25 protein-coding genes and 1 tRNA gene are annotated in these 22,462 nt (G+C 65.2%); 3 read left to right on the top strand and 23 right to left on the bottom strand.

What is annotated here, in order from left to right; genetic code table 11:
• Positions 1–6: 6 nt before the first annotated feature.
• The 12 genes from ACOGXC_RS01990 to ACOGXC_RS01935 form a co-directional block, all read right to left on the bottom strand.
• Positions 7–702 carry a J domain-containing protein gene (locus tag ACOGXC_RS01990; RefSeq protein WP_419919056.1) on the bottom strand — a complete coding sequence of 232 codons (696 nt, stop codon included), beginning with the start codon at positions 700–702 and terminating at the stop codon, positions 7–9.
• A 130-nt stretch (positions 703–832) separates the two neighbouring features.
• The gene (locus ACOGXC_RS01985) at positions 833–1,174 is read right to left on the bottom strand and encodes an FtsB family cell division protein (RefSeq protein ID WP_419919055.1); all 342 of its coding nucleotides are present in this window, start codon (positions 1,172–1,174) and stop codon (positions 833–835) included.
• Positions 1,171–2,460 (bottom strand): phosphopyruvate hydratase, encoded by a 1,290-nt coding sequence (eno, locus tag ACOGXC_RS01980; protein WP_419919054.1) that lies wholly within the window; start codon positions 2,458–2,460, stop codon positions 1,171–1,173. Before eno ends, ACOGXC_RS01985 begins: the two co-directional genes overlap by 4 nt.
• A 146-nt stretch (positions 2,461–2,606) precedes the next feature.
• The gene (locus ACOGXC_RS01975; RefSeq protein ID WP_419919053.1) at positions 2,607–3,941 is read right to left on the bottom strand and encodes a MazG nucleotide pyrophosphohydrolase domain-containing protein; all 1,335 of its coding nucleotides are present in this window, start codon (positions 3,939–3,941) and stop codon (positions 2,607–2,609) included.
• A gap of 92 nt (positions 3,942–4,033) precedes the next feature.
• On the bottom strand, positions 4,034–7,585 hold the full coding sequence (mfd, locus tag ACOGXC_RS01970) for a transcription-repair coupling factor (RefSeq protein ID WP_419919052.1): 3,552 nt from the start codon (positions 7,583–7,585) through the stop codon (positions 4,034–4,036).
• 171 nt (positions 7,586–7,756) lie between these two features.
• Entirely contained in the window at positions 7,757–8,368 is a 612-nt protein-coding gene (gene pth, locus ACOGXC_RS01965; protein ID WP_419919051.1) for an aminoacyl-tRNA hydrolase, read from the bottom strand.
• 20 nt (positions 8,369–8,388) lie between these two features.
• Positions 8,389–9,051: a 50S ribosomal protein L25 gene (locus ACOGXC_RS01960; protein ID WP_419919050.1), complete on the bottom strand. Its 663-nt coding sequence runs from the start codon at positions 9,049–9,051 to the stop codon at positions 8,389–8,391.
• A 129-nt stretch (positions 9,052–9,180) separates the two neighbouring features.
• Complete coding sequence (locus tag ACOGXC_RS01955) at positions 9,181–10,161, bottom strand: ribose-phosphate diphosphokinase (RefSeq protein ID WP_419919049.1); 981 nt, start codon at positions 10,159–10,161, stop codon at positions 9,181–9,183.
• A 5-nt stretch (positions 10,162–10,166) separates the two neighbouring features.
• Positions 10,167–11,132, bottom strand: coding sequence for an NTP transferase domain-containing protein (locus tag ACOGXC_RS01950; protein ID WP_419919048.1), 966 nt, complete (start codon positions 11,130–11,132; stop codon positions 10,167–10,169).
• 126 nt (positions 11,133–11,258) lie between these two features.
• A tRNA-Gln gene (locus ACOGXC_RS01945) sits at positions 11,259–11,331 on the bottom strand.
• A 347-nt stretch (positions 11,332–11,678) separates the two neighbouring features.
• On the bottom strand, positions 11,679–12,158 hold the full coding sequence (locus ACOGXC_RS01940) for a nucleotidyl transferase AbiEii/AbiGii toxin family protein (RefSeq protein WP_419919047.1): 480 nt from the start codon (positions 12,156–12,158) through the stop codon (positions 11,679–11,681).
• Positions 12,159–12,164: 6 nt separating this feature from the next.
• On the bottom strand, positions 12,165–12,473 hold the full coding sequence (locus ACOGXC_RS01935; protein ID WP_419919046.1) for a hypothetical protein: 309 nt from the start codon (positions 12,471–12,473) through the stop codon (positions 12,165–12,167).
• A gap of 263 nt (positions 12,474–12,736) precedes the next feature.
• On the opposite strand from ACOGXC_RS01935, the gene ACOGXC_RS01930 reads away from it, so the two are divergent.
• The gene (locus tag ACOGXC_RS01930; RefSeq protein WP_419847603.1) at positions 12,737–12,838 is read left to right on the top strand and encodes a 30S ribosomal protein bS22; all 102 of its coding nucleotides are present in this window, start codon (positions 12,737–12,739) and stop codon (positions 12,836–12,838) included.
• 29 nt (positions 12,839–12,867) lie between these two features.
• Here the strand turns inward: ACOGXC_RS01930 and ACOGXC_RS01925 are convergent, their stop codons facing one another.
• The 10 genes from ACOGXC_RS01925 to ychF all read right to left on the bottom strand — a co-directional run bounded on the left by ACOGXC_RS01925 (position 12,868) and on the right by ychF (position 20,640).
• On the bottom strand, positions 12,868–13,578 hold the full coding sequence (locus ACOGXC_RS01925; protein ID WP_419919045.1) for a 4-(cytidine 5'-diphospho)-2-C-methyl-D-erythritol kinase: 711 nt from the start codon (positions 13,576–13,578) through the stop codon (positions 12,868–12,870).
• A 36-nt stretch (positions 13,579–13,614) separates the two neighbouring features.
• The gene (locus ACOGXC_RS01920; protein ID WP_419919989.1) at positions 13,615–14,004 is read right to left on the bottom strand and encodes a PIN domain-containing protein; all 390 of its coding nucleotides are present in this window, start codon (positions 14,002–14,004) and stop codon (positions 13,615–13,617) included.
• A 104-nt stretch (positions 14,005–14,108) separates the two neighbouring features.
• Positions 14,109–14,255, bottom strand: a complete 147-nt coding sequence (locus ACOGXC_RS01915; protein ID WP_419919044.1) for an AbrB/MazE/SpoVT family DNA-binding domain-containing protein — start codon at positions 14,253–14,255, stop codon at positions 14,109–14,111.
• 40 nt (positions 14,256–14,295) lie between these two features.
• Positions 14,296–15,153 carry a 16S rRNA (adenine(1518)-N(6)/adenine(1519)-N(6))-dimethyltransferase RsmA gene (gene rsmA, locus ACOGXC_RS01910; protein ID WP_419919043.1) on the bottom strand — a complete coding sequence of 286 codons (858 nt, stop codon included), beginning with the start codon at positions 15,151–15,153 and terminating at the stop codon, positions 14,296–14,298.
• 263 nt (positions 15,154–15,416) lie between these two features.
• Positions 15,417–16,163, bottom strand: a complete 747-nt coding sequence (locus ACOGXC_RS01905) for a TatD family hydrolase (protein ID WP_419919042.1) — start codon at positions 16,161–16,163, stop codon at positions 15,417–15,419.
• 19 nt (positions 16,164–16,182) lie between these two features.
• The gene (locus ACOGXC_RS01900) at positions 16,183–17,682 is read right to left on the bottom strand and encodes a class I tRNA ligase family protein (RefSeq protein ID WP_419919041.1); all 1,500 of its coding nucleotides are present in this window, start codon (positions 17,680–17,682) and stop codon (positions 16,183–16,185) included.
• A gap of 98 nt (positions 17,683–17,780) precedes the next feature.
• Entirely contained in the window at positions 17,781–18,245 is a 465-nt protein-coding gene (locus tag ACOGXC_RS01895; protein ID WP_419919040.1) for a VOC family protein, read from the bottom strand.
• 10 nt (positions 18,246–18,255) lie between these two features.
• Positions 18,256–19,107, bottom strand: a complete 852-nt coding sequence (gene rsmI / locus ACOGXC_RS01890) for a 16S rRNA (cytidine(1402)-2'-O)-methyltransferase (RefSeq protein ID WP_419919039.1) — start codon at positions 19,105–19,107, stop codon at positions 18,256–18,258.
• An 18-nt stretch (positions 19,108–19,125) separates the two neighbouring features.
• Positions 19,126–19,479 carry a DUF192 domain-containing protein gene (locus tag ACOGXC_RS01885; RefSeq protein ID WP_419919038.1) on the bottom strand — a complete coding sequence of 118 codons (354 nt, stop codon included), beginning with the start codon at positions 19,477–19,479 and terminating at the stop codon, positions 19,126–19,128.
• 84 nt (positions 19,480–19,563) lie between these two features.
• Positions 19,564–20,640: a redox-regulated ATPase YchF gene (gene ychF, locus ACOGXC_RS01880; protein ID WP_419919037.1), complete on the bottom strand. Its 1,077-nt coding sequence runs from the start codon at positions 20,638–20,640 to the stop codon at positions 19,564–19,566.
• Positions 20,641–20,694: 54 nt separating this feature from the next.
• Between ychF and ACOGXC_RS01875 the strand changes: the two genes are divergently transcribed.
• A complete protein-coding gene (locus ACOGXC_RS01875) occupies positions 20,695–20,784 on the top strand; it encodes a 50S ribosomal protein bL37 (RefSeq protein ID WP_419919036.1) in 90 nt (29 codons plus the stop codon).
• A complete protein-coding gene (locus ACOGXC_RS01870) occupies positions 20,750–21,292 on the top strand; it encodes a thiol-disulfide oxidoreductase DCC family protein (RefSeq protein ID WP_419919035.1) in 543 nt (180 codons plus the stop codon). The genes ACOGXC_RS01875 and ACOGXC_RS01870 overlap by 35 nt, the downstream gene beginning before the upstream one ends.
• Here ACOGXC_RS01870 and ACOGXC_RS01865 read toward each other — a convergent pair.
• Positions 21,289–22,431: a ferritin-like domain-containing protein gene (locus tag ACOGXC_RS01865; protein ID WP_419919034.1), complete on the bottom strand. Its 1,143-nt coding sequence runs from the start codon at positions 22,429–22,431 to the stop codon at positions 21,289–21,291. The two genes, ACOGXC_RS01870 and ACOGXC_RS01865, sit on opposite strands and share 4 nt — an antisense overlap.
• Between the last annotated feature and the right edge of the window lie 31 nt (positions 22,432–22,462).

The following is a 22,462-nucleotide window of genomic DNA, read 5'->3' as shown; positions in this document are numbered from 1 at the left end:
ACTAGATCAACCGGTGGGAGGGTGGTAACAGGCGACTTGCTGCACAGCTCTGACCCAGCGGGATTCGGTGCGGGGCGGGCAGGGAGCACCCAGCGTCACCCACGAAACCAGCTTGCCGTCGTGGGGATGGTCGCAGGGCACCGGGACGATGGTGGCGATACCGATCCAGAAGCAGTCCCCGGGCTCGGGGCGCGACCGGGACACCGGGGCCGGCGGGGAGATCGAACCGGCCGGGCCGGGATCGTCGGTGTTCGAAGTGGCCACCAGGATAAGGGCAATGGCGGCGGCCACCATTGCGGCCACCGCCAGACCGATCCACCGCCGGCGGATGCCGATCATCTCAAGCGGCACCCAAGGTTCAGATGGGCCATCCGCAGGGTGGTCCCCGGCAGGGCGACCCCCGGCGGGACGACCCCCGGAGGGACGGGGGTTGCTCACCGGTCCGGAGCTGCGACCCGGGCGGGGTGAACCCGAAGCCGGGGGCACGCTCGCAGGGCGCGACAAAGTCCGGTCGTATTCTGCTCGGGACCGGGGATCCCCAAGGGTCTGCCACGCCCGGTTGATCGCCCGCATCCGTTCGGGATCCCCCGACGGCCGGTCGGGGTGCCAGCGACGAGCCTGGCGGAGGTAGGCGCGTCGAACGGTGTCGGGCTCAGCCCCGGGAGCAACGCCCAGAACCTCGTAGTGGGACCGCTCCGGCATCAGCCCCTTTCTAAGGGCGGCGCGGATAGGTGCGATATGGTCTCGTATTTGGGTTGGATGGTTGGGATCGGGCTGCTGTCATGCTTCCTATCCGCGTGGATCCTCAGTTCAGTATCGCCAATTGCCGAACTTACCCGGTCAGGGATGCCACCAGAGCGTTGAGCGGCCACAGGTCGGGAATCTCCACCGGGCGAGGAGCCGGAGGCAGGATGGCGTAAGCCTCCTCTCCGGGATAGACCAGGTTGTACTCCGAGCGGGCCAGGCGCTCAATCTCCTCCGGCTGGGACAACGCTTTCAGCCGGGCCCGAAGGGCGGCGTTCTCGTCTTGGAGCCCGGCCAGCTCAGCCCGAGCGTCAGCAGTGGCCGACCTCTGGGCCATATAAGTTCGGGTGGGTAACACGGCGTAGGAAATCAACACCACGACAATAAGCATCAGCCCCAGCGGGATGACCATACGGCGCAACCCGCTCACAACCCTAACCTCGACGGCCCCAGGGCCGACCCGCCCCGGTAGGCAGCGGCCTCGCCCAACTCCTCCTCTATGCGCAGGAGCCGGTTGTACTTGGCCACCCGGTCGCTGCGGGCCGGGGCTCCGCTCTTTATCTGACCACAGTTGGTGGCCACGGCCAGATCGGCGATGGTGGCATCCTCGGTCTCACCCGAGCGGTGCGAGATAACCGAGGTGTAGCCGGAGGCGGTGGCCCGCTCAACCGCCTCCAGGGTTTGGGTGAGCGTGCCCACCTGGTTGACCTTGACCAGAACAGAGTTGGCCACCCCCGATTCGATGCCCCGAACAAGACGCTCGGTGCTGGTCACGAACAGGTCGTCACCCACCAGTTGAACCCTCCCCCCCAGGGCCCTGGTGAGCAGGGCCCAGCCGTCCCAGTCGTCCTCGGCCATCCCGTCCTCCACGGACACGACGGGATAGGAATCGCACAGCTCGGTCAGGTAGGCAACCATCCCGGCGGAGTCCAGGGACCGGCCCTCCCCGGCCAGGCGATACTCGCCCCCCCGGTAGAACTCGGTGGAGGCCACATCGAGGGCCAGAGCCATGTCGGACCCCGGTTTCAGCCCGGCAGCCTCGATGGCATCCACCAGCACGGCCACCGCGGCCTCGTTGGAGGCCAGATCGGGCGCGAACCCCCCCTCGTCGCCGATGCCGGCCGACAACTCCCGCTCCCCCAGCAGCCGGCGCAGGCAATGGTAGGTCTCGGCCCCCCAGCGCAGAGCCTCACCGAACGAGGCAGCCCCCACAGGTACCACCATGAACTCCTGGAGATCTATGTTGTTGGCCGCATGGGCCCCGCCGTTGAGCACGTTCATCATGGGTACGGGCAGCAAATGGGCGTTGGCCCCGCCGACATAGCGGTACAGCGGCAGGCCGCAGTCGGCGGCCGCGGCATGGGCCACGGCCAGGGAAACCCCCAGGACTGCGTTGGCCCCCAGGCGGCCGAGCCCATCGGTGCCATCCAGGTCGATCATCGTCCGGTCCAGGCCCCGCTGGTCGTGGGTGTCCATCCCGACCACGGCATCGGCGATCTCCCCGTTCACCGAGGCCACTGCGCCGGCCACCCCCAGACCCAGATACCGATCACCGCCGTCGCGCCTCTCCACCGCCTCGTGGCTTCCGGTGGACGCTCCCGAAGGCACGATGGCCCGGCCGGTTGCACCCGACGTGGCCATAACCTCAACCTCAACGGTAGGGTTACCCCTGGAGTCGAGCACTTCTCGACCGGAGATGCGGGTAATAGCGCTCAAAATTTCGAGTCTTTCAGGATCATCCACCCATCGTTTGTTGCTGATGTGACTGGAGCTGTAAAAATAGACGATCCGGTGCCGTCAGGCCAGGGTTACCCGCAAATTAATTATGCGGAGTGATTACGGGGAAGAAATTTCGTGGTCTCTTATCTGCTCACCGAAGAAATTTCGTGGGCTCTTATCTGCTCACCGACGGTGTTGACCAGAGCCCGAAGTTCCGACTCGGCATCCAGACCGTTCTGCTGGGCGACCCGCACGGCATCGTAGAGGCAACCGGCCACCGTGGTGGTGTCCACATCGGGTATCACCCCCACCGAGCGGGCCTTGTGGATCACCTTGTCAGCCAGCAACAGCGCGGGCAACCCCGGGGGGATGCCGTCCATCACCGAGGACCTGCCCTTCTGCTCCCGCTTTATGGCCTCCCAGTTGACGGAAACCTCGCCGATGTCATCGTCGCCACCATCCGCTCCGATCCCGGCTCGGCCCGAGGGTCCGAACACATGGGGATGGCGGGACCTGAGCTTGTCGTGGATGCCCTGGGCCACATCGGCCAGGGTGAACCGCCCGGCCTCGGCGGCCAGAAGCGAGTGGAACACGATCTGGTAGAGAAGATCCCCCAGCTCCTCCTCCAGCTCCTCATAACCCGACGAGCTGCCGGGGTCCACCCTGTCGAGGGCCTCCAGAACCTCGTAGGTCTCCTCAAGCAGGTGACCCCGCAACGACTTATGGGTCTGCTCGCGATCCCAGGGGCAGCGTTGCCGCAGCTCCCCGGCCAGATCCACGAACCGGGCCACCTCCCGGGCTATGGGCGCTCCCAGCTCGGCCACGTACAGGGAGGTGAGGTGATCGGGCACCACCGCGTGATCCAGGTCGGCCCACGCCACCTCGTAAACCCTCTCGCCGGGCAGACCCAGACGCTGGAGGACGACAACCCGCGGGGCAGGCCCCCCGGCCCCCGACCGGTCCAGTGCCTCCAGTGCGGCCAGCTTGATGTTGCTCAACACATTGGGGGTGTCGCATTGAGCCACCAGCAGCGGCCCCCGCTCCCCGGCGGCGTCCACCGCGAACCGGTGCCCGTCCACCAGGCGCACCCCGGCAACCAGGGGATCGATACCGACACGGTCCCACACCAGATCAACGAACGACAGGCCGGGCAGCACCTCCAGTTCCACCCCGGTCCCGCCCCGCAGGAGTTCCACGGTACGCTCGGCCACCAGCGGCGAGCCGGGCACGGCATAGAGCACGTCGCCGGCCGCAGCCTCGCGGAGCAACCGGTCCACGATTGCCGGGTATACCTCATCGAGCGACGAAGCCCGGTCGTAGACGTAGTCGAACGACTCCACCGGCTCCAGCGCCACCACTGCGGGGTGGAGCCGGGTCCGGACGAAGCGGCGGCTCACCCCCTCGATGGCGTCGCGCACCGCGGCGGTGATGAACTCGGGTCCAGCCGGCCCAAGGCCGGCAACGATCACCCTTCCCATGCCATCCACACCATCCCTGCAATCACCCTGCCCATGCCATCCAGACCATCCATGTAATCACCCTTCCCATGCCATCCACACCATCCATGTAATCAACATGCTGCTGCTGCTGCCGGTTCGTCGGTGGGAACAAGATCGCGCAGAGCAGCCATGATCGTCTCGACAGCGGCGGCGGCCGACTCCAGCGGTAGAACCAGCAACCCCGAGGAATCCTGGTAGGTGGCCCGGGAATACAATCGCTCCAGGCGAACCCGGCGGCTGGCCAGAAGCTGCACCGGGTTCAGCCGGGCCACCCACTTCGGGCCGCCAAATCCGGGACCCTTGGCCACCGTCACCTCCCGCACCCCGGTTCGTATGCACTCACACCGAAGCCGGGCCACGTCCAGCAAGGTTAGAGCGACGTCGGGGACGGGGCCGTAGCGATCGACCCACTCGGCTTCCACATCATCCACCTCCTCGGGGGCACGAACCGCGGCCACCCGCCGGTAGGCCTCCAACCTCAACTCCTCCTTGGGTATGTAGTCGGCGGGGATGCCCGCTCCCACCGGAAGGTCGATGTTGATCTCCACCGGCTCGGGCGGGGTCTCGCCCTTCAGCTCGGCCACCGCCTCGGTGACCAGTTGGCAGTAGAGGTCGTAGCCCACCGCCGCTATGTGGCCCGACTGGCCGGTACCCAACATGTTGCCCGCTCCCCTGATCTCGAGGTCGCGCATGGCGATCTTGAACCCCGATCCCAGTTCGGTGGCCTCCCCGATGGTTTTGAGCCTTTCGTAGGCCTCCTCGGTGAGCGTCCGCCCCTCGGGGGTGAACAGGTAGGCGTAGGCCCGGGCCCCGGCCCGTCCCACCCGACCCCGGAGCTGGTGGAGCTGGCCCAACCCCAAAAGGTCGGCCCGGTCCACCACCAGGGTGTTCACGGTGGGCATGTCTATACCCGACTCGATGATCGTGGTGCACACCAGCACGTCGTAGGCGTGCTCCCAGAAATCGATGACCACCTGCTCCAGGGTGCCCTCGTCCATCTGCCCGTGGGCCACCGCGATGCGGGCCTCGGGCACCAGTTCCCGCAGGTCGGCGGCCACATGGTCGATATCGGCCACCCGGTTGTGAACGAAGAACACCTGACCCTCCCGCAGCAGTTCCCGCCGGATGGCTTCGGCCACCGGACGCTCGTCGTAGGACCCCACATAGGTCAGGATGGGTCGGCGGTCGGCGGGCGGAGTGTGCAGCAGGGTGAGGTCCCTGATGCCCGTGAGGCTCATCTCCAGCGTCCGGGGAATGGGCGTGGCGGTGAGGGTGACCACATCCACATCGGCCCTGATGGATTTGATGGCCTCCTTGTGGCCGACCCCGAAACGCTGCTCCTCGTCCACCACCAGCAGGCCCAGGGACTTGAAGGTTATGTCGTCGGACAGCAGGCGGTGGGTGCCGATAACCACGTCCACCGAACCGTCGGCCAGCCCGGCCACCACCTTGCGGGCCTGCTTGGGGGACAGGAACCGGCTCAGCACCTCAACCCTCACGGGATAGCCGGCAAACCGCTCACCGAAGGTCTGGTAGTGCTGCTGAGCCAGCAGGGTGGTGGGCACCAGAACCGCGACCTGAGCGCCATCCTGGACGGCCTTGAACACGGCGCGAATGGCCACTTCGGTCTTCCCGAAACCAACATCGCCGCATATCAGGCGGTCCATGGGCACCGACCGCTCCATATCGGCCTTGACCTCCACAATGGCCTTGCGCTGATCGGGGGTGAGCCGGTAGGCGAAAGCCGACTCCATCTCCGCCTGCCACGGGGTGTCGGGGGAGAACGCCCGGCCGGGGGTGGTGACCCGGCGCTGGTAGAGCTCCACCAGTTCCCTGGCGATCTCGCTGACCGCGGATCGCACCCCACTCTTGGTTCGCTGCCAGTCGGCACCCCCCATCCTGCTCAGGGGCGGGGTCTCCCCCCCGGAGTAGCGGTGCACGTTGTCCACCTGGTCGCTGGGCACGTACAGCTTGTCGCCACCCCGGTATTCCAGCAGCAGGTAATCACGGCTCACCCCGGCAACGGCCCTGCTCACCATGCCGTTGTAGCGGCCCACGCCGTGGCGGCGGTGAACCACGTAATCCCCCGCAGCCAGGTCGTCCAGGGCTCGAGCCGACGACTGCCGGGGGCGGCTGCGCCGGTGGGCCCGGCGGCGACCGGTGAGATCGGCCTCGCTCAGCACAGCCAGGCGGCACTCGGGCAGCACGAAACCCCGTTGAACGGGAGCAACCACCACGCAGCCCCCCGGAAGGGACGAACCCCCGGAATCGATACCCCCCGGAACAGACGAACCCCCGGAATCGATACCCCCCGAAACGGACGAACCCCCGGGGGCGACGACCGGGAGATCCACACCATGGTCACGCAGCAGGGCGGTGACCCGGCCGACGGATCCGATCCCGTCGGCCGCCACCACCACCCGGTACCCTTCGGCCAGCAGGCGGGCAACCCGGTCAACCGGAGCGGAGGGATCACCGATGGTCGAGGGCCAACCCCCGACGGCCACCACCGGGTTGGACGGCTCAGCCGGGGCGGCGGTCATGGTCCATACCGGTGACGGGCAGGCGGCCAGCAAGCGGTCGTAACCGGCATGCAGGCGGGGGAACTCCTCGCCGGTCGCCCCCCAGGTTTGGGCCAGCGCACCGGCCAGGTCGGCCTCCTCGGCTGCGATGTCGTCGGCCCGGCTCCGCAACCGCCCGGGCTCGAGCAGCACCACCAGGGCTTCGGGACCGAGGCAATCGGTGATAATCCGGTCGGCATCGGTCAGCCACGGCAACCACGACTCCATGCCGTCGAAGAACTGACCCTCGGCCAATCGCTCCCACTGCTCACGACCCCAGGGGCGGGAGGCAACGAGCTGGTGCGCAACCGACCGGAGGGCCGGGGAGGGTCTTACCTCCCGGGCGGGGAAAATCTCCACCTCGTCCACCGAGCCGGTGGAACGCTGATCGACCACCGAGAACTCCGCCAACCGATCCACTTCGTCGCCCCACAAGTCGATACGTACCGGGTCGTCGGCCGTGGAGGGAAACACATCCACGATGGAGCCCCGCACCGCGAACACCCCCCGGTGCTCCACCTGCACATCGCGGCGATAACCCCGGGCCGACAATTCGGCGATGAGCCGGCTCAGGTCGATGCGGTCGCCCTGGACCACGGTGATCGGAGCAACATCATCGGCATCGGGCACTGGACGCTGAAGCAGAGCCCGGATGGGGGCCACCAGCACCGGCGGGCACCGGGCTTGATCGCCAAGCTGCCAGATGGCTTGGCAGCGGCGACCCATGGTCTCCACCCCGGGGCTGACCCGCTCGAACGGCAGGGTCTCCCACGCGGGGAACAGCGCAGCACCACCGTCCAGCATCACCGATAGATCGGCAACCAGACGCTCGGCATCGGTGCTGGTAGGGGTGGCCACCAGTATGGGGCGGCGGTCGTTCAGCTCGGCGACAGCAGCCAGCACCGCAGCCTGGCCCGGCTCGGCCACCGCCAGCGAGGCGTTGCGGCGTCCGAGCACGCTGACCACTGCCGGCTCCGATGCCAGGAGCCGGCCCAGGCCCATCAGTCCCGATCCGGCCTCGCCAGTATCAGGATCAAAAGCGGAGATACCGGCTGCTTTCACGAGTTGAACCTGTTCATGGTTGAACCACCGACATCAGTTGAACCTGTTCATGGTTGAACCACCGACATCAGTTGAACCTGTTCATGGTTGAACCACCGACATCAGTTGAACCTGTTCATGGTTGAACCTGCCCCCATCAGTTGAACCTGTTCATGGTTGAACCTGCCCCCATCAGTTGAACCTGTTCATAACCGCGTCGAGGGGGCTGTCGAGCAAGGCCAATGCCGCCTCGGCGGCCCGCTCCACCGCGCCGTCCAACGCCTCGCGATCGGCTCGACCCGGTCGTTTCAGCACATAGTCCGCCCCGGCCGAGGAGTTGGGGGGCTTGCCCACCCCGATGCGAATGCGGGTGAAATCAGCGGTGCGAAGGTGGGCTTTGATGGACGAAAGACCGTTGTGCCCGGCCAGCCCACCACCGCACTTCAACTTGATCCGCCCGGGAGATAGATCCAGCTCGTCGTGAACCACCACGAAGCGGTCCAGGCGGTCGTCCATGCTCCAGCGGCTTACCAGCGATCGGGCGGCCTCGCCGGAGCGGTTCATAAAGGTTTGGGGGAAGGCCAGAACCACCCGACGATCATCCACCCTGAACTCGGCGGTCAACGCCGCCTCCCGACTCTTGCGCAAACGCTCACCGTGGCGATCGGCCAGCAGCAGCACCACCTCGGCCCCCACGTTGTGGCGGGTTCCCACATAGCGATCACCGGGATTGCCCAACCCCACCACCACCAGATCGGCAGGGGTACCGGTGTGCTTTTTGGCGGGAGGCCAGCGAAAAGGCACGGCGACCAGCGCCGACCAGCTCAGTCGCCGGAGGCTGAGGCGTTGGTATCGTCGGCGGATTCCTCGGCAGCCACCGGCTCGCCCTCGACTCCCGGCTCGTCCACGACCTCGTCCTCAATCCGCTCCTCGATGGCCATCGAGGTGCTGGCCACCAGATCCTCGGGATCGCCGGCCAACTGCACCCCATCGGGCAACTGGATGTCGCCGGTTCTCAACGTGCTGCCCATGACCATTTCGCTGATGTCGATCGACAGCTCGTTGGGAATGGACTGAGGTTTGGCCAGCACCCGGACGCTGAACGCGGCTTGATCCACCACCCCGTCCTCGTTGGTCACACCGGAGGCGTCGCCCACCAGCACGACCCGCACATCCACCTCCACCTCGACATCGGCATCCACCCGGATGAAATCCACATGGATGACCTCATTGCGCACCGGGTGGTGCTGCAAATCCTTGACCAGGCCGAGCTGGCGGGTACCGTCCATATCCAGGGTGAGCAGGGCGTTGAGACCGGCCTCGGTGGTCAGTGCTGACCGCAGCTCGCGGGCATCAACCGCGACGGGGACCGATTCCTGCCCCAGGCCGTACACCACGCCAGGAATCTGCCCACCGCGGCGTAAGCGGCGAGACGAGCGAGTACCCAGCTCGCGCGGGGCATTGGTCTTCAAGATCAGCTCGGCCATAGCGCAGCCAGCAATCCTACCGAGCCTTCACTCGAAACGGCTAGGAGAAGAACCACAGAAGCAACTTTCCACAACCGGGCCACAACCCAAAACGGCTAGGAGAAGAACCACAGCCACAACCCAAAAAGGCTAGGAGAGGTTCTTGCCGCCGAATATCTCGGATACGGAGGTGTCCTCGAAGACCGCATCAATGGCGGCTGCGATGATGCTGGCCACCGACAGCACCTCGATCTTGTCGATCTGCTTGTCGGACGAAAGGGGCAGGGTGTTGGTGATCACCACCTTGGAGATCACCGAGTTCTTCAGCCGGTCGATGGCCGGGCCGGAGAAAACCCCATGGGTGGTGGCAGCGTGAATCGTGGCCGCACCCCGGGCCGCCAGCGCGTCGGCCGCAGCCACGATGGTGCCCCCGGTGTCGATCATGTCGTCGATGAGCACGCAGGCGCGGCCCTTCACGTCGCCCACCACCTCCTTGGCCTCCACCGCGTTCTTGGTGTTACGGGACCGCCGCTTGTGGACTATGGCCAGGTCCGCTCCCAGCTCGTTGGTGTAGCGCTCGGCCACCTTCACCCGGCCGGCATCGGGTGACACGATCACCAGATCATCGCCGATGCCTCTCAGGTAGTCGGTGAGCACGGGCATCGCGGTCAGGTGGTCCCAGGGCCCATCGAAGAACCCCTGAATCTGCCCGGAGTGGAGATCCACGCTCAACATCCGGTCGGCCCCCGATGCCCGAAAGGCGTTGGCCATGAGCTTGGCGGTGATGGGCTCGCGCCCCTCGGCCTTGCGATCCTGGCGGGCGTAGCCGAAGAATGGGCAAACCGCAGTGATGCGCTTGGCCGAGGCCCGCCGAGCGGCATCCACCATGATGAGGTGTTCCATCACCGCGTCGTTGATGGTGAAGTCGCCGTGGGCGGTGTGACTCTGGACGATGAAAACGTCGGTGCCCCGTACCGAGGCCTCGAACCGGCAATGGATCTCCCCGTTGGCGAAGTCGGAGAGGTTGGGCTCGACCATCTGCTCTCCGAGAACCTCGGCAATCTCGGTGGCCAGGCCCTCGTTGGCCCGGCCCGAGACGATCACCAGCTTCTTCTTGGTGACAAGTTCCATGGTGTTCAGCTTCCTCCTGTCGAGGCGGGGGGAATCCGGGCCCCGGGTTCCAGAGTTATGTAGGCACCCACCCGGGCATCGGCCCCGATCTCGGCATCGGTGGCCGAAACCGCCTCCACCACGGCTCGGGGACCAACGACACAATCCACCAGATGGGTATGGGGGCCGATGATCGCACCTTCCCCCACCATGGTTCTACCTCTGAGCACGACTCCGGGATGGATCACAACATCGGGGGCCAGTTCCACGCTCACGTCAATGTAGGCGCTGTGGGAGGCCATGATGCGTACCCCGGATACCATCCAGTTGCGGTTTATGCGCTGACGCATCTCCGCCTCGGCAAAGGCCAGTTGCTCCCGGTCGTCCACCCCCTGCGCCTCAACCCCGTCGATGGAATGGCATCCCGCAGGGTGACCGGCCGAGGTGAGCACCGAAACGGCATCGCCCAAGTCGTGCTCGCGACCGGAGTCACCGGCATTAACCCGGCGAAGCGCGGGGGACAGCAAGCTGCGGCGGAAGCAGTAGATGCCGGCGCTGTGCTCGTCCCCGGTAGCCACGGTGGCCGCCGAGCCCGATACCCGATGCTGGGCCACCAACCCCCGCAATGTTCCCCCCCTGATGAGGGGCATGTCGGCCGACAGTACCAGCACATCCTCATCGTCAACGTCGCTGTCCAAAGCGGTGAGTCCCAGAGCAGCCGCGTCAGCCGTACCTCGCTGAACCGGCTGCTCGACAAAATCGATCCGCAGGTCAAGGGCCTCCTGGGTCACGTGCTTGGTCACATCCTCCGCGCCGTAGCCCACCACAACCGCAACACGGCGGGGATCCAGCGCGACCAGAGCATCGAGCACATGCAGCAGCATGGCCCGACCGCACAGATCGTGCAGGGGCTTGGGTCGCCCCGAACGCATGCGAGCCCCCCGGCCCGCGGCCATAACCACCGCGGACAGGGGCAGCGAATCAGCCGTCACGGGGTTCCATGGTCAGCAAGGCCGACCCCCGGCAAAAACGCATACCGCCATCATGGACTCCCCGGATCAGCAAGGCCGACCCGCAGCAAAAACGCATACCGCCATCATGGACTCTTTCTAGCGCGGCTGGCGAGGCAGGACTCGAACCTGCAACCTCCTGGTCCAAAGCCAGGCGTTCTGCCACTTGAACTACTCGCCAAGGGGGCCTTGCAGAAAAGCATCAGGCACCGCCCACAGGCTACCTGGTGGCCCCGAGGCAAGTGAGCAGGCAGTCGGCAGCTTGCAGAAAAGCATCAGGCACCGCCCACAGGCTACAGCATCAGCTAGAAGCGAACGTTGCGGTTATCGCAGGGAGCGGTTGGGGGGTTTCTCCACCGGAATAGCCACTGGGTAGCTTCAGGAACCGGTTCACAGGGGGAACCGGCGTTGACGGTTCAGGCTCATGTGGCTGCTCAGATGGGTGTGTCCAGAGCAACGATGGAGGATCCCCGGCCGGGAAAACGTCAAACCCCGGGGTGCGAAAAACCGTCCCCGGATGGGTTACACCTACCTACACGTAGCAGCTAGTTCACAGATCTTGTCAAGGGTGAAGCGAGCAGCAAGGCCCTCGAAGTCAATATAATCGCGGACCTCAGCACGGGCGACCAGGGCAAGAACCTTGTCTGCTGCCAACTCGGCTGCGGCCAACACGGCACCCTCATCTGTGGTGAGTGCTGGCATGAGCCGGTAGTCAGAGGCCAAGTCTAAGTAGGTGGTCTCTACGTCGGAGTCAACTCGCAGCCGTGCGAATGTCGGACCTTCCGAAAGGGTCGTGACCCTCAGGCCGTCAGCCTCAAGCGCAACCCGGGCGGCCTCCAATAATTCGTTGACTTGTTGCGGGTAAGCTGTGAAAAAATCGAGATCGGCTGTGGGTCGATTGGTCATGCTATTCACGATGAGTGCCGCACCTCCGGCAAGAGCGAACACTCCACACTCGGGAAGTTCAGCAATGATGTGCCGAACTCTGTGTTGCAATTCGGTGAGCACTTTTGGCTAGCTGATCAAGCCGCGCTCGGCGAGCCAGTTGTTCCAACGCTTACGAACGTGTGGCGAAAGGTACAGCTCATCCCATATGTCCACAAGGATGTCGAGGTCGATGTAGTGGCGCACATCCGCCTCAAGGCCCTCGGTCATCACCCTTGCGTAGGCACAGCGAAGGTCGCGACGGTCGGCAAGGTCGTACTCATAGGGTGGGCTCCACGCGACATGGGCGGGAAGCCTCACTAGCCCGGCGGCCTTGGGCAGTGACCGGTCCTCCATGTCGTTGGGTATGGCAACCGGCATCCGTCCCAGAGGCCTCACCCGCGGGGGACAGCTGGGATACTCGGCCTTAGAGCCTTGCGAATCGCCTACGCCAGAGTCATCAAGCTCCCGATACCGGCCCTGGCTACCACCGACTCGCTCCGTTGATGCTGCGTTGCGGGCACTGCTAGAGTTGAGCCTTGCGCTCGGGTTGGACATGTGGGCCAGTCTATGTCCCTGACATCCTGGCAACGAGAGCAGGTGAGCGTAACTCTTATCAAGGTTGTCGCAGTATGGCCTCAGCAGGCTAGCGTGGCCCCACCATGGGATCGTTGATAAAGAAACGCCGCAAGCGGATGCGCAAGAAGAAGCACAAGAAGATGCTGAAGCGCACTCGTTTCCAGCGGCGAGCCCGCGGGAAGTAGCCCATCCAGAGGTAACCCTCCACTGGCCTTCAGGCCGGGTGGGGCGGGGCGGGTACGGTGCGAACCACCATCCGGTCGTCTCCGGGGAACGCGCCCTCCACGAACCATGTGGAACCGCTGCCGGCCAGCCGTGCGGTTTGGCCGGTGGCCCGCTCCAGCGCTTGGCGATACCGTTCCATGCGGGGCTCCACCTCCAACGCCGCGAGCTCCAGGTCGTTACCGCTGGCCCCCTCGGGGCCGCCCATCTCGTCCCAGCGGCGGTACACCGCGGGGGTGGAGCAACCGAACGGGGGTATGAGCAGGGTGAGGGTTCTGGGAATGTGATCGAGCGGTTGGACGAGCTCGCCGATACCCCTGACCCGAGCCCGCCCCCCCACCAGGCAGAAGGGAACATCGGCACCCAGTTGAGCCGATCCCTCGACATCGGTGCAGCCGGCCCAGCGCAAGACGGCGGCGGCATCGGCCGACCCGCCGCCCAACCCCGCACCGGGGGGGATCCGCTTGGTCACCGTGACTCGGGCGGTGCGTCCCATCAGCATCAGCGCCCGGGCGATGAGGTTGTCTCCGGGGTCGATGTCCCCCCCGCCGGCAATGGATGTGGTGGCCGCGGGCTCAACCTCGAGGGTGTCGGCCAGATCGAGGGTGACCATCTCGGCATCGATGAGGTGGTAGCCGTCGGCTCGCACCCCGGTGATGCGAAGCGACAGCGTGAGCTTGGCCGCCGCGGCCAGAACAGTCACCTTATCCGCCTGATCCTGCCTTGCTCGCCCCAGACCTTACCCGCCTGACTTTGCCCTGCTCGCCCCAGACCTTACTTGCCTGATCCTGCCCTGCTCCCCCCAGGCCTTGTCCGCGGTCAGTACCTCTGAATCAACCCGCTCGGCGAGCGCCAAGCAAAGCCTGTCTGCCAGCGAGAGACCTTCTCCCCGCTGCCAACGCCGTGCCGCCCACTCGGCATCGTCTCTCGTAAGCGGCTCAACCTGGATGTTGTAGCTGAGCAGCAGCCCCAGGACGATTTCCCAATCCTTCCCGGCACCCAGAATCCGCTGAGCAACCTCCGACCAATTGGCAGCCCCGCATATTGAGCCGGCAAGGAGTGCTGCTTCGACCGCATCGGCACCCTCCTCGCCTTGCAGGTATGCCAAAAGTGCCGATGCGTCCAGCACCGAGCTCAAACTGCGTCCTCTTGGTCGGCCAAGCGTCGCCGTTCGGCAAGAAGCTCTTCGACCAGATTCAATCCTTGGAGTTCGTTTCGTACCCGGGACAGGAGTTAACTGCGGGTCAACAGAACCAACCCTCCAGGTGTGGACAGCAAAATCAGCAGAGTTCCCTCAACGAGGCCCTCGCTGTCTCGCAATTCTGCTGGGATGACCATCCTGCCCCTATCTCCCACAGACAACGCATATGTACCACTCATGTACTAATCATACCACACACATACACATATTGGTACAGGGCTACCCTATGTTGTCCTCATGCTTGGGGTCCGGTGGTTGCGGCAATAGGGCGGCAAAAGCAAGTCGGGACCAGTCCGCCAGGGTGAGCTGCTCGGGGCGGTGGGTGGGGTCGATGGCTGCCCGGGTGAAATGATCGGGATGTACGTGGGTGGCCAGGGAGCGGCGCAGCATCTGGCGGCGCCGACCGAAGGCGGTACGAATCAGGGTGAACAGGCGGTCGGGGTCGGCATCCACTGCCGGTGCGGGCCGGCGGGCAAGGCGGACCACGGCCGATGACACCCGGGGCCGGGGGTGGAACACCGAAGCAGGAACCGGGCGCACGATCCGAGCCTCGCTCCAGTAGGCCACCTTGAGGGTGGGAATACCGTAGGCCTTGGTCCCCACCGGGGCCACCAGCCGCTCAGCCACCTCCTTTTGCACCATGACGGTGAATGCCCCGATGCGCGGCTCGTGCTCCAGCAGGTCCAGGATCAGCGGTACGGAAATGTTGTAGGGCAGGTTGGCCACCAGCGCCCACCGCCTATCGCTGGAACCCAGCCGGGTTCGCCAGTCGCCGGCAGTGGCATCGGCGTAGAGGATTTCCACGTTGGCAAGGTCGGCGGTTTCCGCCAGTGGGGCCAGCAGCCGGCGATCGGCCTCGATGGCCAGCACCTGGTCGGCCTCGACCGCCAGTGCTCGGGTGAGCGACCCCAGCCCGGGGCCGATCTCCACCACCGAGTGCCCGGGCGTCAGTTCCGCGGCCCGAACCATCGCGTCGATGGTGTTGGGATCAACGACAAAGTTCTGGCCCATGGCCCTGCTGGGAGTTACCTCGTAACGGTTCAGCAGATCCAGAACCTGGCTACGGGTAAGGGTCACAGCCCGGCCCCAATGGGAACCTTGCTTGCCCACCGCACCCGGCGAACACCTGATCGATCACAGCCCGGCCACAACATGAACCGTTGTGGCAGTTGCCGGCGGGTGATCACGGTTTGTTTGAACCGCCAGCACCACCAACATGGCCATGGCTACCAGCAATAGAGCCAGGCGGGCCAGAGTCGAAGTTCGGGCAGGAGAAGCCACGGTCAGGAATCAAAGAGCCAGGCGGGCCAGAGTCGAAGTTCGGGCAGGAGAAGCCACGGTCAGGAATCGAACTGATAGAGGGCAGTTGCGTTGTCCCATGTGAGCCGGGCCACCGATTCGAGGTCCAGGTCACGAACCCGAGCCAGTACCTCCCCCACCAGGGGAAGATAAGCCGGCGTGTTGGTCCTGCCCCGCAGCGGTACGGGGGTCAGGTAAGGCGAGTCGGTTTCCACCAGCAGGCGATCCGGGGGGCACAGCTCGGCCGCGGCCCGCACTTCATCGGCCGAGGGAAAGCTCACGATTCCGCTGAACGACAGGAACGCCCCCCGGTCCAGAGCGGCTCGAGCCTCGTCGAGTCCGCCGGTGAAGCAGTGGAACACCACGCGCTCGGGCACCCCGCTTTCGTCCAGGATGGCGAAGGTGTCGTCCCACGCTTTTCGGGTGTGGATCACCAGCGGTAGCCGGTGGCAATGGGCCATCTCGATCTGAGCCGCGAACACTGCTCGCTGGACCGGGGGCGGTGAGTGGTTGTAGTGGTAGTCCAACCCGCACTCCCCCACCGCCACCACCCGGTCCGAACCCAGCAGATCGTCGATACCACCGGTCCCGTGGTGAGCCTCATGGGGGTGTACTCCCACCGTGGCCCATACCCGATGGCAAGCATTTGCCTTGGCCACTGCGGCAGCCGAGGTGGCCGCGTCGGTGCCCACATCGACAAGGCGATGCACTCCAGCCGCCGAGGCCTGCGCCACGGTGTCCTCCAGCATGTCCTGTTCCAAGTGGCAGTGGTTATCGGTCCAACGCACCCTCAACCAACCTTCGCTCTCAGCCCTTGAGGCGGGGGAACAGTGGATCGCCCGCGGTCACGGTCAGGCCGCCGGGGTACTGACCCCACACCGCCGCCCCGGGCAGCCGCTGGTCGAGGGGGGATCCGGCCAGACCCAGGCGATCCCATGCCGTTTGGCAGGAAGCGGGTATGGCCGGGCAGGCCAGCACGCACACAATGCGAAGGGCTTCCAGGGCGTTGCCCAAAACCTTGCCCACCAGGGGGCCGGGATCCATCTTCCACGGCTCGGTGGCCTGGAGGTACTCGTTGGTGTCACGTATGAGACGCCAGGTGGCTTCCAGGGCCACCGAGGGTTGGAACCGATCCCAGGCAGCAGCGGCATCGGCGTACACCCTGGCCGCCACATCGGCCAGAGGATGGTCGGGATCGGGGGCCGGGCCGACCCCGCCGCACTTGCTGTGGACCAGTGTGACCGCCCTTTGCAGCAGATTGCCGAAGTTGTTGGCCAGGTCGGTGTTGTAGCGGTGCTGGAGGGCCTCGTGGCTAACCTCGCTGTCGGGACCGAACGGGGCATCCCGCAGCAGGGAGTAGCGAAAACCGTCCACGCCGAAGTCGTCGACCAGATCGGCCGGGGAGATCTGGTTGAAAGCCGACTTGGACATCTTGGCCCCGCCCACCAAGAGCCAACCGTGAACATGACAGCGGGGCATGTGGTCAACTCCGGCAGCCATGAGCATGGCCGGCCAGTACACGCAGTGGAAACGCAAGATGTCCTTGCCGATGAGGTGGCGGACCGAGGGCCACCACGTGGAGAACCGCTCCTGGTCGGCACCATATCCCACGGCAGTGGCGTAGTTGGTTAGCGCGTCGTACCACACGTAGAACACATGACCCTCGGCCCAGGGCACCGGAATGCCCCAGTCGATGGATGTGCGGGTTACGGAAATGTCCCGCAGACCACCCCGGATGATGCCCAGGGCCTCGTTGCGATAACCCTCGGGTGTGATGTTCCGGGGTTCGGCCTCGAACCACTCCAGGAGCCGGTCCTCGAACGCGGAGAGCTTGAAGAAATAATTCTCCTCGGTCATCCTCTCCACCCGGCCCGACTCGATATCCGCCTCGGAAACCTCGTCCTCCGGGACGTAGGCCTCATCGGACACCGAGTACCAACCGTCGTACACCGCCGAGTAGATATGGCCGTTGTCGTAAGCCCGCTGCATGAGCGTCTGGACCGAGCGGTAGTGGCGCAGCTCGGTGGTCCGGATGAACTCGTCGTTGGCCACCCCGAGCTCCTTCCATGCCTCCCGGAAGCGCCGGCTGGTGCGGTCGGCCTGCTCCAGGGGTGACAAGCCGTTGGCCTCGGCCGCCCGCTGCACCTTCAGCCCGTGCTCGTCGGTACCGGTCAGGTAGTAGACATCGTCACCCAGAAGCCGATGCCAGCGGGTTACGGCATCCCCGTTCAGAACCGTGTAGGCGTGGCCAATATGAGGAGCGTCGTTGACGTAGAAGATCGGGGTGGTCAGGTAATAACGCGACACTGTTTCACCCTACTGCCCACGGTGTTCCCATCCTGACCGGTTCACCCTACTGCCCATGGTGTTCCCATCCTGACCGGAATGGGACGGGGTACGAGCCGTCAGCCCCCGAACATCTCAACCCGGCGGCGGTCCAGCTCGTCGGCAGCCACGTCCTCCACGTGGGTGGTTACGTTCCAGCGGTGGCCGAAGGGGTCGATGAACTGGCCGGCACGATCCCCGTAGAAGTGCGTCTCCACCGGTTGCTCGACGGTGGCACCGGCTTCAACCGCCCGGGCGAAGGTGGCATCGGAGTCCTCAACGTAAACGCTGATGGTGACGGCGGTGCCCCCGACCGACTTCGGGCCGAGTACCCCCATCTCGGGGTACTCGTCGGACAGCATCACCAGCCCGTCACCGATCATCACCTCGGCGTGGCCGATCTTGCCACCGGGCATTGGCATTCTCATGCGCTCCTTGGCCCCGAACACCGTCACCAGAAAGTCGATGGCTGCTTCTGCACCATCCACGCACAAGTAGGGCGTGACGCGGGGGTAATCGTCGGGAATGGGCTTAGTGGCACTCATGGCAACTCCTTCAGCAGCAGGACGGATCGTCCCCGGATTCTAGTATGGCGAGCTGGTAAACGGATCGGCGGGACACCCCGAGATCGGCCGCCACCGCGGCCGCAGCATCCCGCCGGGACATTCCGCCAGCCAGCTTCTCATCGACAGCCGCCTTGAGCTGAGACACCGGAGGGGGGGAAGGATCGGGGCAGCCGCCCACCACCAGTACATGCTCACCCCGAGCTTCGGTGTGATCGGCCCGAGCCGCGGCCCCGGCCAGGGTGCCCCGCCAGACATCCTCGTACAGCTTGGTCTGCTCGCGCACGACGGCCACTTCCCGATCCCCGCCCAACGCCGAGGCCAGATCTTCCAGGGTTCGGGCCAGGCGATGGGGAGCTTCGAACAGAACCATGGTGCGGGGCTCCTGGGCGAGCGCCCGGATGCGGGAGGTTCGGGGGCTACCCCGGCGGGGGAGGAACCCCTCGAAGCAGAACCGACCGGTGGGCAACCCGCTCACCACCAGAGCGGCCAGAGCAGCCGACGGGCCGGGGACGGCTTCCACATCGCCGCCAGCGGCAAGGACGGCGTTCACCACTCTGGCCCCCGGATCGGATACCGCCGGGGTGCCGGCGTCACTGACCAGGGCCACGGTGCTGCCGTCGACCACCAGGTTGGCTATCTCTGCCGCGCCGGTGGCCTCGGTGTGCTCGTTCACCACCATCAAGCGGGGGGAACGGATCCCGGCATGGGCCAGCAGGCGCCCGGTGCGACGGGTGTCCTCGCACGCCACCACATCGGCACCGGCCAGTACCTCCACCGCCCGGGGAGACAGGTCGCCCAGATTCCCGATGGGGGTGGCCACCAGCACCAGCTTTCCGACCATTTTCCCTCCCCGGCTCGGTTACCCTCTCTTGTCCCCCATAGTTTGCCGCACTTCCAGGCGGTCACCCGGTTTCAGACCCCAGCGGGCGAACGAGCCGGCCTTGGCCTCGAGAACCGCCCGGGCTCGCCACACCGGCAGGCCGATCCGGTGACAGCCCATGGTCACCACTCTCAGTACAACCAGATTCCGGTCCAGGTGAGCCACATCAATGGGGAAGCGCATCCCCAGAGTGTGGACCGAGCAGGCCGGTCGCAGCAGCAACACCACGTCGTCGGACCCGTCACGGCCCAGCAACCCCCGGGCCCGTTCCCACCAACCGGTGGCTACCTCCACCGTGGCCAGCACCCGATCCTCACAGACCAGCCACGCCATGAGGTTGATTTTCCAACTCCAGCGGCCTTCGGGCAAGAACAATCTGCCCACTACTCAAATATTGAAACGAATCTCCATCACATCTCAAACGTTGAAACGGATCTCCATCACATCGCCATCGGCCACCAGATAGTCGCGACCCTCGGTACGGACAAGTCCCTGGTCCCTGGCCCTGGCCCAACTGCCCGATTCCAGTAGTTGTTTCCAACCAATCACGTCGGCCCGGATGAACCCCCGCTGGAAGTCGGTGTGGATTCGCCCCGCGGCTTCGGGAGCATTCGCCCCCTGGCGAAAGGTCCAGGCCCGGGTTTCCTTGTCCCCGGTGGTGAAGAAGGTCCGCAATCCCAGCAGGTTGTAGGCGGCATGGGTGAACCGGCCCAATGCCCCCTCACCCAAACCCAAGCCCTCGAGCAGCTCGGACCGATCATCGGCGGGGAGTTGAACCGCCTCGGCCTCCAGTTGCACGCACACGGCCATCACCTCGGCCCGGCTACCCAGTTCGGCGACCACCGGCTCGATCAAGGCATCGGCACGGTCCAGTTGATCCTCACCGATGTTGACCACCACCAGAACCGGGCGGTTGGTGAGCAAGAAGCTCTCCCGCAGATCAGCCTGCTGCCCGGCGGTGAGGTCGGAGCGATACAGCGGTGTGCCTCCATCCAGGATGGTGCCGGCTGCTTCCAGGGCGGTCACCTCCGCTGCCCGGGATCGGTCGTGGACCGCAGCCTTGCGCAGCTTGACCAGCCGGTTCTCCACGGTCTCCAAGTCGGCCAGCGTCAACTCGATTTCCAGCACCCTCAGGTGTTCCAACGGGTCGGTGGGGCCGGCCACATCGGGGTTGGCAAAGGCTCGGAGCACGAATACCACAGCATCCACCTCCCGGATGCCGGCCAAGAAACGGTTACCCAAACCCTCACCCCGGCTGGCTCCCTCCACCAGACCCCCTATATCGGTGAACTGCACGCTGGCCGGGGTAACCGTGCGGGAACCACTCAGGTCGGCCAGCGCGTCTAGGCGGGGGTCCACCACCCTGGCCACCCCGGTGTTGGAACTGGTGGTGGCAAAAGCGTAGGGAGCGGCCAGCACATCCGAGCCGACCAAGGCGTTGTACAGGGAAGACTTGCCGGCATTAGGCAAACCGACGAACCCGAAGCGCTCCACGGATCGCCCAAGCTAATGGCAACCGGTAGCATGATTAAAGACGCGGAGGTCTGAATGTCGAAGCGCACCCAAAAACGCAAAGCCCGAGCACGACGCAAGAAGGCCAATCATGGGCGCAAGCCCAACACCGGGCGAAACAGCTAACCCCGACGCATCAACACCGGGCGAAACAGCTAACCCGAGCGCAAGCCCAACACCGGGCGAAACAGCTAACCCGGGCCCATCACCGCCGGCACCAGCAAGCGACGCAGATCAGCCCCATGGTTACCCAGGTCAGGCTGGGGCCGCGGGCCTGCTGGTCTACGACGGCAACTGCGGGTTTTGCACGGCAACCGCACACTGGGTGGAACGCCGGCTGAGCGGTCGGAATCGGATCATCCCGGCGCAGCAGGCCGACCTGGAGGCTCTCGGCCTCACCACCGAGGACGTGGCCCGCTCGGCGTGGTGGATAGGCCCCGACGGCACCCGGGCCGACGAGCACCTATGCATAGGCGAGGCGCTGAGGGCCATGAGCGGACCGTGGCCCCTACTGGGCCGGCTGCTGACCCTGAAACCGATCAGCCCACTCGCTCGCCCGCTCTACCGGTTGGTGGCCCGCAATCGCCACCGCATCAAACCTAGGTTCCTCCACGGTTCGCGGGGTAACCGCTAGACCGCAACCGGTTCGACCTGGAACTCCTCGTATTCCTCACCGGTGTCCACCCAGTCCTCGAACTGGATGACGTGGATGTCCTCGAACCGGCGACGGAGCCAGGCATCACCGGCATCCAGCAAACCCAGCTTCTTGCAGTTGGGTACGATCTTGGAGAACAGGATGTTCTGGAACGGCTTCTGCTCGGGGGGCAACGACAGGAAGTTCTGCACCATGGGCCGAACCGGCACACCCATGCGCTCCCAAACCTCCTGCTGGATGAACCGGTCGCGCATCCGCACCGCTGCCTCGAAGGCAAACTCCTGACGCTCCCGCAACTCGGTCAGGGACAGTTCGGCGTAGTACTCCTTGAGGCTGAGCACGCCGAAGGCCACATGGCGGGCCTCGTCGGCCATCACGTATCGGAGGAGCTTCTTGAGCAGCGGCTCGGGGGTGAGCTGGTGCATGAACCCGAAAGCGGCTAGGGCCAAACCCTCGACCATGATCTGCATACCCAGATAGGTCATGTCCCACCGGCTGTCACTTATGATGTCGTCGAGCAGCAGCTTGAGATGGGCGTTGATGGGATAGGAATCACCCAGTTTGGTGTCGATGTACTTGCCGAACACCTCCACGTGACGAGCCTCGTCCACCACCTGGGTGGCGGCGTAGTACTTGGCATCGATCCACGGAACGGTCTCAACGATCTTGGCCGTGCACAGCAGGGCCCCCTGCTCGCCGTGGAGGAACTGACTCATCCGCCACTTGAACGACTCCAGGGAGAACTCCCGCCACTCATCCTCACCCCAGTTGGCGGTGGGCAGATCCTCATCCCGCTCGAACTCGGACTCGGACCCGTTCTCGGAGAAGATCGAAAAAGCCTCGTACGGATCCACCTCGATGGACCAATCCAGATCGGTTTGGGCATTCCATTGCGATGTCTTGGCCTTCTCGTAGAGACGATCCAACTGGGGGCGGGCCCCCTTGGCGTAGTCCCAGGTGAACAGGGCGTCGCTGCTGTCCCTCACCGCATGAATCACCGAAGTGGTGTCGCAGTTCGCCCGGGAGATATCAATGATGGTGTCAACGTCATTGACCTCGGCACGACCCAGGATCTCCCGATCGGTACGACCCTGACCGGTATGAACAGGCGTAGCCATGCGATCCTCCTATCAGCAACGCTTCCGCTGT

Source organism: Candidatus Poriferisocius sp., from assembly GCF_965202595.1.
Taxonomy (GTDB): domain Bacteria; phylum Actinomycetota; class Acidimicrobiia; order Acidimicrobiales; family Bin134; genus Poriferisocius.
This window is presented reverse-complemented; position numbering and strand designations above follow the sequence as displayed.